We start from the raw sequence: 15,696 nt of genomic DNA, 5'->3' as shown, positions 1-15,696 counted from the left end.
CCGGACCAGCGAGCACCAGCACGAGCGCCCACGCGTATACAGATCCTGCCGTCAGCTGGGTCAGGCGGGGAGCGCTGAAGTAAGCGGGCGGCACCGAAAAGCGTTGGGCTACGTTTTCCTGGCTTGTTAGTCGGTCCGCTTCGCCGGCCTCACGGCGCAATGGGATCGATGCTGATCTCCTCCAACCTGATCGGTGGCTACACGTTAGCTGCCGCTTTCAAGAAATGGCCGTTCCGGTCTTTGCAAAGGCCGGAACGGCTGTATTCGCTCAACAGCTAACGAAGCGCACCGTCCCCTGCGGCCCAATTTGGATACCGACTGGCGAAGACAGGGGTCGGCGCCATGGTGCGCGCGAAGCGAACGTAACGTTCACTCGTGCGTATCTCCTTCAAAATGCAATACCCCGCCGACCGGATTATATTGCTGCCCATCGAACTGGTAAAGCTGGAGTGCCTCGATCGGAAAGACGTCGGACCCCTCCTTGGTTGTCACCTTGATGCCGTCGAAAAGCAGCGGGCTCTGCCAGCCGTCCATATTGTGGACGACCTTCATCAGTTCCTCGCGGGTCGGCTCCTTTAGCTTTTCAAGTGACTGGATGAGCGCATCGCCGATCGAATAACCGGTTTGGCCGATCGTGTTGGCGAAGACAAAGTTCACTTTGGCCGACTTGATGGCATCGAGGTATCGGTTGATGCCCTCGTCATTGGACTTCTGGTCGCTAATGATCGGCTTCAGGAAGTCTGAGGTGATGATACCCTTGGCATTTTCCAGGCCAACGGACTGAAGGACCGGATACGAAGACGAAAGATTTGTGACCAGGGTCAACGGCTTCCATCCACTTTCGGATTGGAAGCGGATGGCCTCGCCGCCCTGGCGAGGCGCGGCGATGATGACGAGCGTGTCGGCGCCGGAGGCCTTCAGCGTATTGAGCTGGGTTTCCACAGTGGGGTCTTGTGATGTCACTGGTTGACGTTCGACCACTCTAATCGCCGAACCCTCGATCGCGCGGTCGAATGCCTTCATGAATGTCTGGCCTGTTTCCGTGTTCAGATACAGGAACGCGACCTTGGCGTCGGGCTTGTTCATCGCGAGATATTCGGTAAACGCGTCCGCTTCCGTCGAGAAGGACGGCACGAACCCAACTTCCCACTCCGGAGCGTTCAGGGAAATAACGCCGGAGTACATGAAGACGTTCGGCACCTTCTTCTGAGTGATGTAGCGTCCGATCGCGAGGTTGTTCGGGGTGGCAGCCGTGCCGACCAAGGCGAAGACCTTGTCCTTTTCCACCATCTTGCGGACATTCGCCAATGTGCGCTGCGGATCAAGGCCATCGTCCTCGATGACGAGTTCGATCTTGCGTGTCTTGCCGTCGCCCATCTTGACGCCGCCTTCGGCGTTGGCCTGTTCGACACGCGCCCTAATGCCCTCGGCGACGCCGCCGACGACCGCGACAGGACCGGTCAAAGGTCCGGTCACGCCAACCTTGATCGTGTCATCGGTGATGCCTGGCGACGGTTCCGCGGCGCTAGCGTGAGAAGCGACGAGCAACCCGGCCGCGGCCAGCTGCATCGTACATCCCTTCAGTATAGAGATCAGTCTCATTTCAATTCCTCCCAGTTCGATGGCGGGCTTTCAGCCAGCCGACCTCCGAAAAATCACCGAAAGCCATTTTTCGATGAAGCCAGTCACCCCGTTGCGTGCGACCATCATGATGAGGATCAGCGCGAGGCCGTAAATCAGATTGCCGAGGCTCAGGTTGATGTCCGATGCCCAACTCGGAACGAACACCATGAACAGGCCGCCGACGAAGGCGCCGACGATGCTAGTGACGCCGCCAACAATGCTGCCAATCACGATGTTGATCGACAGGATCGCCAGGAAAGACTCCGGGCTGATGAAGCCGCTGACGATCGCGAACACGCCACCGCCCAGTCCCGCGAGCGCCGAGCTGATCGCGAACGCCCACAGCCGGGTGCGCGTCAGGTTCACGCCAAGCGCCTGGGCAATCTGAGGGTTGTCGCGCTGTGCCCTCAGAGCGCGACCGGCGTCGCCGAACAGCATTCGGGAGACGAGCAATGCACCGACGCCGGCACAGGCGAGCGAGATCAGGTAAAGCCAAAGCTCCGGAACATCCGCCATGAAATCAGGCGTCTCGGGAGCGTCGACGGGAAGCCCGGATACGCCGCCGGTCAGGCTTCCCATCTTGAGGAGCAATTGCGGGAATGCCGCCGCGATACCGAAAGTGACGATGGCCAACTGCAGACCTTGAAGCCTGAGCGCCGGAAGGCCGATCACCAGGCCGACTGCGGCGGCGACCGCAGCCGCGGCCGGTAGCGTGGCCAGCGAAGAAATGCCGTAGGTCGCGTTCAGGATGGCGGAAACATAGGCGCCAACGCCGAACAGCGTTCCTTGGGCAAGGCAAATCTGCCCGGCATATCCCATCAGAAGGTTCAGACCGAGGATCGCAATTGTATAGGCGATCGCTATGGCCACTTGCTGGAGCGCGTAGGCCGGGGCGAAGACCGGAATCGATACCGCGACGATTGCGAAGACACCAAGCTTGATCGCGGTTGAGAGGGAAATGTCTCTCATAGTTTTGTCACCTTGTAGGAGCCGAACAGGCCGACGGGCTTCACGAGCAGGATGGTCAACGTCAGCGCGATCGGGACCGCGATACGCATGTCGGCTCCGATGAACGGGAGGTAGCTTGCCCCCAGGCTTTCGGCGACACCGACCGCGAGACCGCCGACGATGGCGCCGAGCGGACTATCCCAGCCACCGAGCGTTGCAGCCGCCAGGGCATAGAACAGGATCGGTGTCATCATCGTCGGGCTAAGGAATAGGCGGGGCGCAATCAGGATCGCGGCGAGTGCCCCGATGACGGCGGCGAAGCCCCAGCCGAGCATCAGCATTCGTTCGACATCGACACCAACGAGAACGCTGCGTGTACGATCAAAGGCAGCTGCGCGCATCGACAGGCCGAGCTTGGTGAAGCGGAAGACAAAACCCATCGCCAAGGCAATCGCCAGGAGGATTGCCAGTGTCCCGACGGCAGAGGCAAGCACGCGGACGTCGCCGATACTAAAGCCGCCACCTGGAAAAAGGCTTGGGAAGGAGAGCTGTTCCGCCCCCCAAATCCACATGCAGGCGGCCTGGAATAGCACGAGGATGCCTAGCGTGATGACGACGGTCGCTTCCACGGGAGCGTCCATCATCGGTCGGATGATCAGGCGGAATGTCACGATCCCGATAGCAAATGCCGCCACGAGGCTCACAAGAACGGCGAGCCAGAGCGGCACGCCCCACTGCATCAGTTGCCAAGCGCCATAGGCCGAGAATGTCGCCATCTCGCCCTGGCCGAAATTGACGACATTCGTCGCCCTGAAAATCAGGACGAGCGCCAGCGCCAGCGCCGCGTAGATGGCGCCCGTGGTCAAGCCGCTGACGACGAGCTGGAAGAAAAAACTCATCAGGCGACCCCCAGATACGATTTCTTGATGTCTTCGTTGCCGATCAGATCGCTTGCCGCACCGCTCGCGACGATCTGGCCAGCTTCGATGACAAAGGCCCTGTCGGCGTATTGAAGGGTAATGTCGACGTTCTGTTCGACCACGAGCAAAGTCATGCCGGCCTCTTTGTTCAGGGACTTGAAGATCGCCAGGATTTCCTGCGTGATCGAGGGCGCCAATCCGAGAGATGGTTCATCGCACATCAGCAGTTTCGGTCTGGACATCAGAGCCCGAGCCACGGCGAGCATCTGCTGTTCGCCGCCGCTGAGGTTTCCGGCGAGTTGGTTGCGCCGTTCCCGCAATCTGGGAAACGTCTCGTACCAGCGTTCCTTGTCTTCCCTCACCTGCGAGCGGCTGGCCACGATCGTGGCGCCGAGCGACAGGTTTTCCTCCACGGTAAACTCCGTGAATGTGCCGCGACCTTGCGGTATGTGTGCAACACCGAGGGCAAGGCGCGTCTGGGCGGAGATCTTGTCGAGCGCTTTGCCGGCATAGGAAACCGAGCCCTTGAAGGGCAGGAGGCCAGAGACTGCGCGCAGCAGCGTCGTCTTGCCGGCGCCGTTTGCGCCGAGCAGGGCGACGAACTCGCCTTCATCAACTGAGAACGAACAGTCAAACAGTGCCCGCGTCTTGCCGTAGAAGACGGACAGATCTTTGATATCCAGGAGGGTCATGCCGCTTTCCCGAGGTAGGCGGCGATCACCGCATCGTTTGACTTGATTTCGGCGGGAGTTCCCTCGGCAAGGTTGCGGCCGAGGTGAAAAACGACGATCCGGTCGCAAAGGCTCATCACCAAACCCATGTGATGCTCGATAAGGAGGATGGAGAGATTGTGTCTGCGCCTTATCCCGTCGACGAGCGCGCCGAATTCGTGGACCTCGCCGTGGGTCAGCCCGCCGGCGGGTTCGTCGAGAAGGAGTATTTTCGGCTCCGCGGCAAGCGCCCGGGCGATTTCCATCCGTTTCTGCAGGGGATAGGGCAGCGAGCCGGCCGCGCGTGCGGCGAGGTTCGCCATGCCGACCTCCTCGAGCACCGCCATTGCCTTTTCACGCGTAGACCGCTCCAGCACTCTTGCGCGGAACGGTGCGAGGATCGCCTTAGCGAAATTTCCGCCAAGCCGGTGATGGGCACCCAACATGACGTTCTCGAGAACCGTCATCGAAGCGTAGATGCCCAGATTCTGAAACGTCCGTGCGACGCCCTTTCCAATCATGTCGCGCGTTTCCACGCCTTCGAGCGGCTGGCCGTCGAGCATGATCGATCCAGTTGCGTAATTTACGAGGCGGGTTGCCGCGTTGAGAAACGTCGATTTTCCGGCGCCGTTCGGCCCGATCAGCCCACAGATTTCGCCCGGCCTTACGGAAAGCGACACGTCTGTCAGCGCTTTCACGCCGCCAAACTGCACGGAAACATCCCGCGCCCGGAGCACCGGGCGCACCTCTTCGATGCTGCTGTCGTTCACTTTATTCCTCCCTCCTGAAGCGGCTTCTCCTCGATCTGTCGATTTCTGTTGTTGACAGCTCACCCCGCTTTGGATACCTATCCGTATCCGAAGACGTTTCGGTATGTCAAGTATCAATCGCACTCGATTGCTTCCCCGAAACGTCCACGTACCGTCCGGCTGGAGACCGTGGCGGCTAGATTGGCGACAGCTCCCCAAGGGGGGCATGGGAGGAGATCAATGACGGGATCACACACCGAACTGACGGGCGATAACCTCTACCGGGATCCGTATCCCGTTTACGCGCGTCTGCGGGCAGAGCAGCCCGTGGCCTTCTTCGAGGGAACGAAGGAATATTTCATCACTCGGTTCGACGATTGCCGCACCGTCGGCGGCAACGACAAGGTGTTCGGGCCGTCGGGATCGACTGACCGGCCGGAAGCCCGCGTGATGGGCATGCCGAACGTCCTGACGATGTCCGGTGAGGACCATCAATGCCTTCGCGAAGGCATCGATGAGAACCTTACGCAGGAGCGCGTGCGCTCGTTCGTTGAAGGTCTGACGCGCCCGGTCGTGCAGCGCTATATCGACTCCATCAAGAAGAATGGAGAAGCGAACCTCACGGTCGAACTCTTCGAGCCTATCTCGGTGCGCTGCATCGGCGACGTCATCGGCCTGACGGAAACGCCCAACGAGACGCTCGTCGAGTGGTTCCATGCGATGGCGCTCGGCCTGCAGAATGTCGGCAACGACGCGGCAATCTGGAAGCGGCTAGACGATGCGCTTGCCGACATCGACAGGCAGATGGGCGATCTTTACCAAGCCTGTCTTTCCAAGCCCAACAATTCGCTTCTGAGCCACGTCATGTACGGAGGCATGCCCAAAGGCGAGGTCCGCAGCTGGGAGGAAATTTCGCCCACCATGCGCGTCATCATCCTCGGCGGCCTGCAGGAGCCGGGCCACGCGGCAGCGAACGCCTGCGCCGGTCTTCTTACAAATGCCGGTCAAGCGAAGGTCATGGCGGAGCAGCCGCAGGAAAACGCCATGCGCGCCTTCGATGAGGGCCTCCGCTGGATCGCTCCGATCGGCGTGACGCCGCGCGTCGCCAAAGAAGATTTCGAGCTCGCGGGAACTGTCATTCCGCAAGGAGCGTCTGTGGCGATCGTCATGGGCTCCGCCAACCGCGACGCGACCCGCTTCGAAGACGCCGACAGCTTCGACATGTTCCGCAAGAAGAAGCAGCACCTGTCGTTCGGCTTCCGCCCGCATTTCTGCTCCGGCCACTTCCTGTCGAGGGCCATGGGCGAGATCGCACTGGCGGAGGTATTCCGGCAATTGCCCGACCTCCGGCTCGACCCCGCGCGCGAGATGAAGGGCAAGGGTTGGCGGTTTCGCGGCATTTCCGAACTTCCGGCGAAGTGGAGCGCCTGATGTCGCTCATCATCGACTGCCACGGCCACTTCACGACGGAACCGCCGGAGCATCATGCCTTCCGGACGGCACAGGTCGCTTATGCGGAAGGCAAATCCTTCGAGCAGCCCATCTATCCGGGCATTCCGGACAAGCAGCTCCATGACATCATCGAAGCGAACCAGCTGAAGATACAGCGCGAGCGCGGTTCGCACGTGACGCTCTTAAGCCCGCGTGCTTCCGGCATGGGCCACCACGTTCCAGGCCTGGCAGTCGCCAAGGAGTGGTCGCGTTTGTCGAACGACAATGTCGGCCGCATCGTCGACATGTTTCCCGACAATTTCGCCGCCGTCTGTCAGCTTCCGCAGACAATCGACGGCGACCTTTCCGCTGTCATCGACGAGTTGGAGCGTTGCGTCGGGAACGGCTTCGTCGGCTGCAACCTCAATCCCGATCCCTCTGGCGGACGCTGGAGCGCGCCGCCGATTTACGATCCGTGGTGGGACCCGATGTGGGAGGCCATGGTCGCCCTCCAGGTTCCCGCGATGATCCACGTGTCAAGCTCCTGCGAACGCTGCCTTCACATGACGGGAGCGCACTACATCAACGCCGACACCGCGGTATTCATGCAGCTCATCCAGGGAGATCTGTTCGAACGCCACCCGGAACTCAAGCTGATCATCCCGCACGGCGGCGGCGCTGCCCCGTACCATTGGGGCCGTTACCGCGGACTGTCGATCATGCTCGAAAAGCCCAGCCTCGACACGCATCTGATGAACAACCTGTTCTTCGACACCTGCGTCTACCATCAGGCTGGCATCGATACGCTATTCAACGTCGTCGATGTCAAGAACATCCTTTTCGGCTCGGAGCTGCTCGGCGCGGTCAAGGCGATCGATCCCGAGACCGGGCATCCGTTCGACGACACCAAGAGATACATCGATCAGCTCGGGCTCGACGACGACCAGAGACATGCGGTCTTCGAAGGGAACGCGCGGCGAGTCTACCCGCTGTTGGACAAGAGACTACGCGAGCGCGGCCTTTGAAGCCGCAACTATCAGGGAGAAATCAAATGGCTTCGAGCCAACATCTGAGCCTCGCAGGCGGGGCGCAAGGGTTCAACTGGCTACCGGTCTTCGTCGCCGAAGAACTCGGTATTTTCGCCGAACATGGGCTGTCCATCGAATACAAAAAGATGGGTACCGTCGACAAGGCGACCAGCGCCGTAATGGAGGGGGAAGCAGACCTCGCCATCACGCCGCCGGAAGGCGCGGTCTCCGACTTCGTCAAAGGTGGCGAACTGCGTGTGGTCGCTTCGAACTCGAACCGCCTGCCGATGTCGCTCGTCGCCCAGCCTTCGATCAAGTCGATCAAGGATCTCAAGGGCAAAAAGGTCGGTACGTCGTCGCTCACCGAAGGCACTGCGATCTACACGCAGATGCTGCTCGCCAAGGATGGGCTGCATTATCCAGGCGACTATGAATTCGAACTCGCCGGCATCCACACCAAGCGCTGGGAAGCACTCCAGGCAGGTGAGATCGACTGCGCGCCGCAGCCGGCACCCTGGAATTTCCTGGCCGAGCGGGACGGCTTTAACCTGATCGGCGAGATCAACGACATCATCCCTGAAATCGTCTTCGCCGCCGTCATCGGCCGCAAGAGCTGGCTGGACGGCAACCGCGACAAGGTTGTCCGCTTCCTGCGGGCGCTCATCGATGCCTATGCGATCACCAACGATCCCGGTCGGGACGATGTCACGCTGCCAATTTTCCAGCGGATCACGACGAAGGAGGATGTCGATCTGGCGTCACATGGGCTTCGCTATATGCGTGACATGGGTATGTGGCCCAGTGACCTGTCCATTCCACAAGCTGCGATGGACACCACCATCGACCTTATGATCCGCGCGAACCTGCTTGACGAAGGCGCCAGACCTCTAGCGGGGGACGTGTTCGATCGCGGTCTCCTCGAAGCTGCATCCAGCTAAGCGATCTGTTGAGGCGCGTTCCATGGTCACATCAGGAGATTTTCGATGAAAGTAATGACAAAGACCCCGCGGACGGACCGCGAAATATGTGAGGCGCTGGGTAAGCTCGGCGTCGCCACGGTTCATGAGGCTCAGGGACGGAAAGGGCTGCTGGCGCCGCACCTGCGTCCGGTAATCGACGGCGCGCGCATCGGTGGAACGGCACTGACCTGCGAGGTTCCGCCCGGCGACAATTGGATGATCCATGTGGCGCTGGAAATGGCCCAACCGGGGGACATCCTGGTTGTCGCACCGACCTCACCATGCACCGACGGCTATTTCGGCGACCTGCTCGCCACCTCCTGCAAGGCGCGAGGGATTCTCGGCCTGGTGACCGACGCCGGCGTCCGCGATGTAGCCGATCTTCGTGCGATGAAGTTTCCGGTATGGACGAAGGCCATCTCGGCCCAGGGCACCGTCAAGGAAACGCTGGCGAACGTGCAGGTGCCAGTGGTCTGTGCCGGCGCCTATATCGAACCGGGTGACGTCATCATCGCCGATGACGACGGGGTCTGCGTGGTCAAGCGCGATGAGGCAGCTCAGGTGCTCGAAAAGGCCCGCAAGCGGCAACGGATGGAAGACGAAAAGCGCGGCCTTTACGAGTCGGGCCAACTCAGCCTCGACATCAACAACATGCGTCCGCAGCTCGAAGCGAAGGGCCTGACCTATGAATAGGGCCACTGAACTGCGCATTCCTCGCCGCGTCGTCACGGGTATCAGGGACGGGAAGTCGGTGTTTGTCAGCGACGGCCCGACGCCCAACGCCCACGCCTACGATTCTGTGCCGGGACATTTGACGTCGGTTCTTTACGCCACCGCCGCCAAACCCGTCCTCCCGCAAGACCAGGCTGAGCAGGCGCCGCCGCAAATATTGATCACGCCTGAGCCGGGAGCGACGAAACTCATGATCGTCGTCTTCCCGCCGGATTCGGTGTTCGCAACCGTCGATCACGCCTCCGCCATCGAGGAGCAGACAGTCCACATCCCCGGCCTGATCCAGGCTTTCGAGCCTGACGCGCCCGGCATGCACACCACCGACACGGTCGACTATGACATCGTCCTCGACGGCGAGATCTGGCTCGAACTCGACGATGGCGTCGAAACCTTGCTGAAGCAGGGCGACGTCGTGGTCCAGTGCGGCACCCGCCATGCCTGGCGCAATAGGGGCGACAGGCCTGCCACGATGTGCTTCGTCCTCATCGGCGCTGAAAGAAAGTCGTGAGATGACACCGGACAACCTCACCCGATCGTTCGACTGCGTGATCGTCGGCGGCGGACACGGCGGTTCGCAGACCGCCGCCGCACTCAGACAGTCCGGCTTTACGGGAAGCATCGCGCTGATCGGCGCTGAGCCGGAAGTGCCTTACGACCGCCCCTCGCTTTCGAAAGACTATCTGGCGGGCAAGAAGACATTCGACAGGATGCACCTGCGGCCCCAGGATTTCTGGGGCGCGCGTGAGGTGGAATTGTTGCTTGGGCGGCATGTGAGCGCGGTCGATCCCACGGCTCGCACCGTGATGACCGATCGCGGTGAATCTTTCTCCTACGGCCAGCTGGTCTGGGCCGCGGGCGGCGATCCGCGGAAGCTTACCTGCCCCGGCAAAGACCTGGCAGGCGTTTTCTACATCCGCAGCAAGGCGGATTGCGACGCACTGCTCGATGTTCTTCCCGATGCGCAAAGGATCGTGATCATCGGCGGCGGGTACGTCGGCTTGGAAGCGGCCGCAGTGTTCCGGGAGATCGGCAAGGACGTAACCCTTGTCGAGGCCCTTGACCGTGTGCTGGCGCGCGTGGCGGGGGAGCCAGTATCACGCTTTTACGAAAAAGAGCACCGGGCGCGCGGTGTCGACATCCGCCTCAATAGCAATGTCGCCTCTGTGGAGGGCGTGAACGGCCGCGTGTCGAGCGTCGTTCTTGCCTCCGGCGAGGCGATTGCAGCCGACATCGTGGTCGTCGGAATTGGCATCATCCCATCGGTCGATCCGCTGGTCGCGGCGGGAGCCAAGGGCGAAAACGGTGTTGATATCGATCAGTTTTGCCGTACGTCGCTGCCGAACACCTATTGCGTCGGCGACTGCGCCCGCTTGGAAAATGGCCCGGGCATCCGCATTGAATCTGTGCAGAACGCGACCGATCAGGCGGCCACCGCTGCCAAGGCGATCTGCGGGCAGTTCAAGGAATACGATGCAACGCCGTGGTTTTGGTCCAATCAGTTCGACCTGAAAATGCAGACGGTCGGCCTCAATTACGGCTTCGACAGTGTCGTCATGCGAGGAGATCCTGCCTCCCGAAGCTTCAGTCTCATCTATCTGAAGGACGGGGCGGTTCTCGCCCTCGATTGCATCAATTCGCCGCGCGATTACGTGCAGGGGCGAAAGCTTGTCGACAGCGCAGCAAGGATCGATCCCGCCGCTTTGGCGGACACATCGAGACAACTCAAAGAAATCGACCTCGTCACGTCGTAAGGCGGTGCAGGCGTAGGAAAAGTGGAGGAAAAATGGCTACCATATCAGTACGGACCCGAGACGGAGAGCTTCATAGCTTCGACGGGCGGATAGGCGCTTCGCTTATGGAGAATATCCGGAATGCTGGGTTTGACGAACTTTTGGCGATGTGCGGCGGCTGTCTGTCCTGCGCCACCTGTCACGTCTATGTCGAGCAGCTTCCCACGAGCGCAAATTTGCCGGTATCCTCGATCGATGAAACCGAGCTGCTCGAGGGATCCGACTACCGCCAGGAGAACTCCCGGCTTTCCTGTCAGCTACCGTTCGACGAGACACTCAGTGGCATCGTGATTGGAATTGCGCCCGAAGACTAGGGTGTGAGGATGGTGCACGTTATTCTACCGAACATCCTGGGCGGCTGGACGACGCCCGGGTAGACCTGACGATCAGGTCTGCTCAAGCTCAAGGACATTTCCCTCGGGATCGCGTGCGTAGGCGATGAGAAATGGCTTTTCCGCCGTCCCGAAATCCGTGATTTCGCCAATCTGCGCGCCACCCGCTCGAGTAATTTCCGACAGCATACTGCCGATATCTGGTGTCTGGAACGACAGGTGACTGAAACCCGGTTCATTCACTCTCGGCTGCTCTCTATCAAACGTGACTTCGTGTTCGTGTATTTCGAGGAACGGACTGTCGAGTTCGGGGAACTTGAGCCAGATCGAGTATATTTCTGAGTTGGCAATCCCATTGCCTCGCGACACTATTTCTCCCGACAAGACCTTGGGTGCCCGAAGGGTAAGCGGTGTCTTCCTGTCACATTGACCAAGCGCGGTAGGCCGTTCCGAAAACTACCGCTGCAACATCAACAGCAACAAAGCGCCAAAAGCAGACCAATTCTTTTCCAATTTATTCAGATGCTCTCGATAGGCTCACAAGAAGCTTTCGGGGATCAAAATGGATATAGGTGACTTCAAAACCTATGCACTCGCAGCGGTCCCGATCATCCTTCTCAGCGCTCCGCTCACCTACTGGCAACTCGCAAAAGGCCGCTTCAGAGCAGGCCAGACGTGGCTCATGGTAAAACTGCTGCTCATAGATTTAGCGATGATGGCATTCGGCGGATGCTATTGGGGCGACGTTTGCACCTCCAGCGATTTCGTAAATGGGCTTGCCGCGATGGTAGGGCTTATCGGATTGTTCATCTCTTTCCTGCTCGTACCGGTACTTGGCGGCGGGCTTGCTGGACAAGGATTAGGGTGGGCAGTTTGGCGCATGGCCAACCGATTATGAACGTGACGTCCGCTTCGGGCAAAAAAAGCGGACTTCAGCCGTTTGTCCGCCGCGAATAATTCCAGGGCATCAGCACGTCGATCTTGCTTAGCGAGCCATACGTATGGCCCTCGCATGCGAGCCGATGGGATCCGCAGTCTGCCTGGGGGAGGGTAGTCGCCAGGTAGGCGAGACTCCTCCCTCCTGGAGCGGAGATCAGTTGATTATCGGCAGCAGCTTGTTGATCGAGTCCTTCGCGTCGCCGTAGTACATCCGGGTGTTTTCTTTGTAGAACAGCGGGTTCTCGATGCCGGAGTAACCGGTGCCTTGCCCGCGCTTGGACACAAAGACCTGCTTGGCCTTCCAAACTTCCAGAACCGGCATGCCTGATATCGGCGAATTCGGATCTTCCTGTGCTGCGGGATTGACGATGTCGTTGGAGCCGATGACGATGACGACGTCCGTGTTCGAAAAATCCTCGTTGATTTCGTCCATTTCCAGAACGATGTCGTAGGGCACCTTTGCTTCGGCCAGAAGCACATTCATGTGGCCGGGCAGGCGTCCAGCGACGGGATGAATGGCGAAGCGTACGTCCTTGCCGGTCGCACGTAGCTTGCGGGTGAGCTCGGAGACCGCACCCTGCGCCTGTGCAACCGCCATGCCGTAGCCGGGCACGATGATGACTGAGTCGGCATCGTTAAGCGCGGCGGCAGCGCCTTCGGCGTCGATCGCAACCTGTTCACCCTCGACAGCCATTGCCGGGCCAGAGGCATTGCCGAAACCGCCGAGGATCACCGACAGGAACTGCCGATTCATGGCTTTGCACATGATGTAGGAGAGGATCGCGCCGGAGGAGCCGACGAGTGCACCGGTGACGATCAGAAGATCGTTTCCGAGCAGGAAGCCGGTCGCCGCCGCTGCCCAGCCCGAATAGGAGTTGAGCATGGAAACGACCACCGGCATGTCGGCCCCGCCAATCGCCATGACGAGATGGGCGCCGATGACGAAGGCGATCAGCGTCATCATATAAAGCGTCCATGAGCCCGCGCCGTTCATGTAGAGCAGCATGAGGATGAGGGAGGTGGCGACCATCGCGATGTTGAAAGCATGGCGGCCGGGCAGGATCAGCGCCTTACCGCCGATGCGGCCTGAGAGCTTGCCATAGGCGATAATCGAACCGGTGAAGGTCACAGCACCGATGAAGACCCCGAGGAAGATTTCCACCTCGTGGATGATCTGCTCGGCATGCGCAGTGAATTCATGCGCCGTGATATCGGAGTTGAGGCCGATAAAGACGGCGGCAAGGCCGACGAAGGAGTGAAGGGCCGCCACGAGTTGCGGCATGCCGGTCATTTCGACGCGCCGCGCCATGACCGTCCCGACGACGGCGCCGATCACGAGCATGATGATGAGTACCGCCGAAAGGCCGACGCCTGGCCCGAAGATCGTCGCAATGACGGCGATCGCCATGCCGACGATACCGTACCACACGGCGCGCTTTGCGTTTTCCTGGCCCGAAAGACCGCCAAGCGCGAGGATGAAGAGGACCGAGGCTGCGATATAGGCCGCGGTCTGGATACCGATAGACATTGTCAATTCTCCCTCGACCCGGTCAGGACTTCTGGAACATGTTCAGCATGCGGCGTGTCACCATGAACCCGCCGACGATGTTGATCGTTGCGATCGCCACGGAAATGGCGGCAAGCGCCGTGACCAGCCAACCGCCAGCGGTGATCTGCAGGACCGCTCCAATGATGATGATGCCGGAGATGGCGTTGGTGATTGCCATGAGCGGCGTATGCAGGGAGTGCGACACGCCCCAGATCACCTGGAAGCCAACGAAGCAGGCGAGTGCGAAGACAATGAAATGACCCATGAACACCGGCGGTGCAAAAGCGCCGATGAGGAGCATAAGGAGACCGCCAACGATGAGAAGCCCGACCTGGTTTCGCGTCGCAGACCTGAAGCCGGCCGCCTCCGCGGCCTTCTTTTCTTCAGGCGTCAGCTCCTTGGGCTTTTCCTTTGGTTTCTGGGCGGCAATCGCCTGGATCTTTGGCGGTGGCGGCGGATAGGTGATCTCGCCCTTCAAAGCGATCGTCGCACCACGGATCACGTCATCCTCCATGTTGTGGACGATGACGCCATCCTTATTTGGGGTCAGGTCCGTCATCATGTGGCGGATGTTGGTCGAATAGAGCGTCGAAGCCTGTGCGGCCATGCGGCTTGGGAAGTCGGTGTAGCCGATGATGGTGACGCCGTTGTCGGATACGATTTTCTGGTCCGGGACGGTCAGGTCGCAATTGCCGCCGCGCTCGGCGGCAAGGTCGACGATGACCGAACCCGGCTTCATCGTGGCGACCATGTCGGCAAGCCAGAGCTTCGGCGCGTCGCGGCCCGGGATCAGCGCGGTCGTGATGACGATGTCGATGTCAGTCGCGATTTCGCGGAACTTCTTCAGTTGTGCCGCGCGAAACTCGGGCGAGGAGGGCGCGGCATAGCCGCCCGTCGCAGCGCCGTCCTGCTGCTGTTCGTCGAAGTCGAGGAAGACGAATTCCGCGCCCATGGATTCGATCTGCTCGGCGACTTCCGGCCGCACGTCGAAAGCATAGGTGATGGCGCCGAGCGAAACGCTGGTGCCGACCGCGGCAAGACCGGCGACGCCCGCGCCGATGACCAGGACCTTGGCCGGCGGGATCTTGCCGGCGGCGGTCACCTGACCGGTAAAGAAGCGGCCGAAATTATTTCCGGCCTCGATCACGGCGCGATAACCGGCAATATTGGCCATGGAGGAGAGGGCGTCCATCTTCTGGGCGCGCGAAATGCGCGGCACCATATCCATGGCGATCACGTTGGCGCCGGTCGATTTCGCCTGGTCCAGCAGGTCCTTGTTCTGTGCCGGATAGAAGAACGAGATCAGCGTCTTGCCGCTCGAAAGCCTCGCCACGTCGCTTGACTCCGGCGGGCGCACTTTGGCGATCACGTCGGCGCTTGCAAAGAGCGTTTCGGCGCTGTCGACAACCGTTACCCCGGCAGCACGGTAGGCATCGTCGGAGAAGCCCGCGGGTTTGCCGGCGCCAGTTTCGATGGCACATTGATATCCGAGTTTCTGAAGCTGTGTGGCGCTGTCAGGCGTCATTGCAACGCGCGCCTCTCCTTCCAGCCTCTCTCGAGGCGACCCTATTAGCACGTATCCCTCCCTTAAAATTTGAAAGTCACTGATCCGACGTGACGCTGGGGTTCGGTCCGGCCGAGGCTAAACCAATGAAAACCTTCGCCGCATTCCGTTCGGAGATTTGCGTCAGTACACCACGACGCCGCGGATGCTTTCACCCTTGTGCATCATCTCGAAGCCCTTGTTGATGTCTTCGAGCGGCATCGTATGGGTGATCATCGGGTCGATCTGGATCTTGCCCTGCATGTACCAGTCGACGATCTTCGGCCCGTCGGTTCGCCCACGCGCGCCGCCGAAGGCGGTGCCCATCCAGTTGCGGCCGGTCACCAGCTGGAACGGCCGGGTGGAGATCTCCTGGCCGGCGCCGGCAACGCCGATGATGATCGACTTGCCCCAGCCGCGGTGCGATGCTTCCAGCGCCTGGC

The 15,696-nt window shown here is 60.4% G+C and carries 16 protein-coding genes and 1 pseudogene; 8 read left to right on the top strand and 9 right to left on the bottom strand.

All coding sequences use genetic code 11. The features are described from left to right. Positions 1–369 precede the first annotated feature (369 nt). From CO655_RS22755 to CO655_RS22735, 5 genes are read right to left on the bottom strand one after another with little or no spacing between them, the layout of a single operon-like run. On the bottom strand, positions 370–1,602 hold the full coding sequence (locus CO655_RS22755) for an ABC transporter substrate-binding protein (protein WP_097666794.1): 1,233 nt from the start codon (positions 1,600–1,602) through the stop codon (positions 370–372). Positions 1,603–1,632: 30 nt separating this feature from the next. Continuing rightward, positions 1,633–2,592 (bottom strand): branched-chain amino acid ABC transporter permease, encoded by a 960-nt coding sequence (locus CO655_RS22750; protein WP_097666792.1) that lies wholly within the window; start codon positions 2,590–2,592, stop codon positions 1,633–1,635. Further along, positions 2,589–3,470 (bottom strand): branched-chain amino acid ABC transporter permease, encoded by an 882-nt coding sequence (locus tag CO655_RS22745; RefSeq protein WP_097666790.1) that lies wholly within the window; start codon positions 3,468–3,470, stop codon positions 2,589–2,591. The genes CO655_RS22750 and CO655_RS22745 overlap by 4 nt, the downstream gene beginning before the upstream one ends. Continuing rightward, on the bottom strand, positions 3,470–4,183 hold the full coding sequence (locus CO655_RS22740) for an ABC transporter ATP-binding protein (protein ID WP_010030770.1): 714 nt from the start codon (positions 4,181–4,183) through the stop codon (positions 3,470–3,472). The genes CO655_RS22745 and CO655_RS22740 overlap by 1 nt, the downstream gene beginning before the upstream one ends. Continuing rightward, the gene (locus tag CO655_RS22735; protein WP_097666788.1) at positions 4,180–4,971 is read right to left on the bottom strand and encodes an ABC transporter ATP-binding protein; all 792 of its coding nucleotides are present in this window, start codon (positions 4,969–4,971) and stop codon (positions 4,180–4,182) included. Before CO655_RS22735 ends, CO655_RS22740 begins: the two co-directional genes overlap by 4 nt. A gap of 219 nt (positions 4,972–5,190) precedes the next feature. Here CO655_RS22735 and CO655_RS22730 point away from each other — a divergent pair, with 219 nt between their 5' ends. The 7 genes from CO655_RS22730 (at position 5,191) to CO655_RS22700 (ending at position 11,204) form a co-directional block, all read left to right on the top strand. Continuing rightward, positions 5,191–6,381 carry a cytochrome P450 gene (locus CO655_RS22730; RefSeq protein WP_097666786.1) on the top strand — a complete coding sequence of 397 codons (1,191 nt, stop codon included), beginning with the start codon at positions 5,191–5,193 and terminating at the stop codon, positions 6,379–6,381. Continuing rightward, positions 6,381–7,406 carry an amidohydrolase family protein gene (locus CO655_RS22725; protein ID WP_097666784.1) on the top strand — a complete coding sequence of 342 codons (1,026 nt, stop codon included), beginning with the start codon at positions 6,381–6,383 and terminating at the stop codon, positions 7,404–7,406. Before CO655_RS22730 ends, CO655_RS22725 begins: the two co-directional genes overlap by 1 nt. A 26-nt stretch (positions 7,407–7,432) precedes the next feature. Then, complete coding sequence (locus CO655_RS22720) at positions 7,433–8,347, top strand: ABC transporter substrate-binding protein (protein WP_097666782.1); 915 nt, start codon at positions 7,433–7,435, stop codon at positions 8,345–8,347. A gap of 45 nt (positions 8,348–8,392) precedes the next feature. Then, complete coding sequence (locus tag CO655_RS22715; protein WP_097666780.1) at positions 8,393–9,061, top strand: 4-carboxy-4-hydroxy-2-oxoadipate aldolase/oxaloacetate decarboxylase; 669 nt, start codon at positions 8,393–8,395, stop codon at positions 9,059–9,061. Further along, on the top strand, positions 9,054–9,608 hold the full coding sequence (locus tag CO655_RS22710) for a cupin domain-containing protein (RefSeq protein WP_097666778.1): 555 nt from the start codon (positions 9,054–9,056) through the stop codon (positions 9,606–9,608). Before CO655_RS22715 ends, CO655_RS22710 begins: the two co-directional genes overlap by 8 nt. 1 nt (position 9,609) lies before the next feature. Beyond that, positions 9,610–10,851 carry an FAD-dependent oxidoreductase gene (locus CO655_RS22705; protein ID WP_097666776.1) on the top strand — a complete coding sequence of 414 codons (1,242 nt, stop codon included), beginning with the start codon at positions 9,610–9,612 and terminating at the stop codon, positions 10,849–10,851. 104 nt (positions 10,852–10,955) lie between these two features. Next, a complete protein-coding gene (locus tag CO655_RS22700) occupies positions 10,956–11,204 on the top strand; it encodes a 2Fe-2S iron-sulfur cluster-binding protein (RefSeq protein WP_245310134.1) in 249 nt (82 codons plus the stop codon). A gap of 72 nt (positions 11,205–11,276) precedes the next feature. On the opposite strand, the gene CO655_RS22695 is transcribed toward CO655_RS22700, so the two are convergent. Beyond that, positions 11,277–11,591: a glyoxalase gene (locus tag CO655_RS22695; RefSeq protein ID WP_097666774.1), complete on the bottom strand. Its 315-nt coding sequence runs from the start codon at positions 11,589–11,591 to the stop codon at positions 11,277–11,279. Between the two features lie 193 nt (positions 11,592–11,784). On the opposite strand from CO655_RS22695, the gene CO655_RS22690 reads away from it, so the two are divergent. Then, positions 11,785–12,120, top strand: coding sequence for a hypothetical protein (locus CO655_RS22690; RefSeq protein WP_097666772.1), 336 nt, complete (start codon positions 11,785–11,787; stop codon positions 12,118–12,120). A gap of 195 nt (positions 12,121–12,315) precedes the next feature. Here the strand turns inward: CO655_RS22690 and pntB are convergent, their stop codons facing one another. From pntB to CO655_RS22675, 3 genes and pseudogenes are all read right to left on the bottom strand, one after another. After that, the gene (gene pntB / locus CO655_RS22685; RefSeq protein ID WP_097666770.1) at positions 12,316–13,689 is read right to left on the bottom strand and encodes a Re/Si-specific NAD(P)(+) transhydrogenase subunit beta; all 1,374 of its coding nucleotides are present in this window, start codon (positions 13,687–13,689) and stop codon (positions 12,316–12,318) included. A 22-nt stretch (positions 13,690–13,711) separates the two neighbouring features. After that, positions 13,712–15,286 carry a Re/Si-specific NAD(P)(+) transhydrogenase subunit alpha gene (locus CO655_RS22680; protein WP_097666768.1) on the bottom strand — a complete coding sequence of 525 codons (1,575 nt, stop codon included), beginning with the start codon at positions 15,284–15,286 and terminating at the stop codon, positions 13,712–13,714. Between the two features lie 111 nt (positions 15,287–15,397). Next, a pseudogene (locus CO655_RS22675) lies at positions 15,398–15,696 on the bottom strand (S-(hydroxymethyl)glutathione dehydrogenase); the annotation flags it as partial.

This window comes from Rhizobium sp. M1, from assembly GCF_002531805.1.
Lineage (GTDB): Bacteria > Pseudomonadota > Alphaproteobacteria > Rhizobiales > Rhizobiaceae > Rhizobium > Rhizobium etli_C.
Note: the sequence above shows the minus strand (reverse complement) of the source record. Positions and strands in the feature narration are given on the sequence as shown.

Bases quoted from the DNA above. Each gene is read 5' to 3' on its own strand.
- CO655_RS22755 (WP_097666794.1), bottom strand. From the start codon at position 1,602: ATGAGACTGATCTCTATACTGAAGGGATGTACGATGCAGCTGGCCGCG.
- CO655_RS22750 (WP_097666792.1), bottom strand. From the start codon at position 2,592: ATGAGAGACATTTCCCTCTCAACCGCGATCAAGCTTGGTGTCTTCGCA.
- CO655_RS22745 (WP_097666790.1), bottom strand. From the start codon at position 3,470: ATGAGTTTTTTCTTCCAGCTCGTCGTCAGCGGCTTGACCACGGGCGCC.
- CO655_RS22740 (WP_010030770.1), bottom strand. From the start codon at position 4,183: ATGACCCTCCTGGATATCAAAGATCTGTCCGTCTTCTACGGCAAGACG.
- CO655_RS22730 (WP_097666786.1), top strand. From the start codon at position 5,191: ATGACGGGATCACACACCGAACTGACGGGCGATAACCTCTACCGGGAT.
- CO655_RS22725 (WP_097666784.1), top strand. From the start codon at position 6,381: ATGTCGCTCATCATCGACTGCCACGGCCACTTCACGACGGAACCGCCG.
- CO655_RS22720 (WP_097666782.1), top strand. From the start codon at position 7,433: ATGGCTTCGAGCCAACATCTGAGCCTCGCAGGCGGGGCGCAAGGGTTC.
- CO655_RS22715 (WP_097666780.1), top strand. From the start codon at position 8,393: ATGAAAGTAATGACAAAGACCCCGCGGACGGACCGCGAAATATGTGAG.
- CO655_RS22710 (WP_097666778.1), top strand. From the start codon at position 9,054: ATGAATAGGGCCACTGAACTGCGCATTCCTCGCCGCGTCGTCACGGGT.
- CO655_RS22705 (WP_097666776.1), top strand. From the start codon at position 9,610: ATGACACCGGACAACCTCACCCGATCGTTCGACTGCGTGATCGTCGGC.
- CO655_RS22700 (WP_245310134.1), top strand. From the start codon at position 10,956: ATGGAGAATATCCGGAATGCTGGGTTTGACGAACTTTTGGCGATGTGC.
- CO655_RS22690 (WP_097666772.1), top strand. From the start codon at position 11,785: ATGGATATAGGTGACTTCAAAACCTATGCACTCGCAGCGGTCCCGATC.
- pntB (WP_097666770.1), bottom strand. From the start codon at position 13,689: ATGTCTATCGGTATCCAGACCGCGGCCTATATCGCAGCCTCGGTCCTC.